This window comes from Bradyrhizobium uaiense, from assembly GCF_010811875.1.
Classification (GTDB): domain Bacteria; phylum Pseudomonadota; class Alphaproteobacteria; order Rhizobiales; family Xanthobacteraceae; genus Bradyrhizobium; species Bradyrhizobium uaiense.
Genome location: NZ_VKHP01000595.1, coordinates 1 through 417, shown reverse-complemented (window position 1 = coordinate 417; position 417 = coordinate 1). Strand labels below are relative to the sequence as shown.

Genomic DNA, 417 nt, shown 5'->3' with positions numbered 1-417 from the left:
CCGCCACAGTCAAAATGTGAACACGGGCCCGCCCCAGCCCGTGACAACGCCAGCCCCCCCCCCGCCAACTCCGCCGCCGGCTCCGACGCCCCCGGTGACCCCACCGCCCACCCATCCGCCTGCTCCGCTCGGAATGAACGAGAAATCCTCGGCCAGTGACGAGGAAATCCACGGCACCTGTTCCTGCCGCGAGGCCCGGGTGACGCCGACGCGGGTACGGTTCAGCGTCTCCTCGGCCATCAGATCGGGGGTGCGGATCTCCTTGAGGAGTTCCCGCACGAACAGGCTGCGGTCGCTGCCATTGTCCGAGACCACGGACGACAGCGCGGCCGAATACATCACCAGTGTTCCATTCGGTGCGCTCAGCGGAGCGCGGCCAGCCGCACAGGAGCGGACGCGGTGCGCCGACGGGGTGCG

Annotated in this window: 1 pseudogene; it reads right to left on the bottom strand. The window is 69.5% G+C overall.

The features are described from left to right. Window positions 1-114: 114 nt before the first annotated feature. A pseudogene (locus tag FNJ47_RS46660) lies at window positions 115-417 on the bottom strand (caspase family protein); the annotation flags it as partial.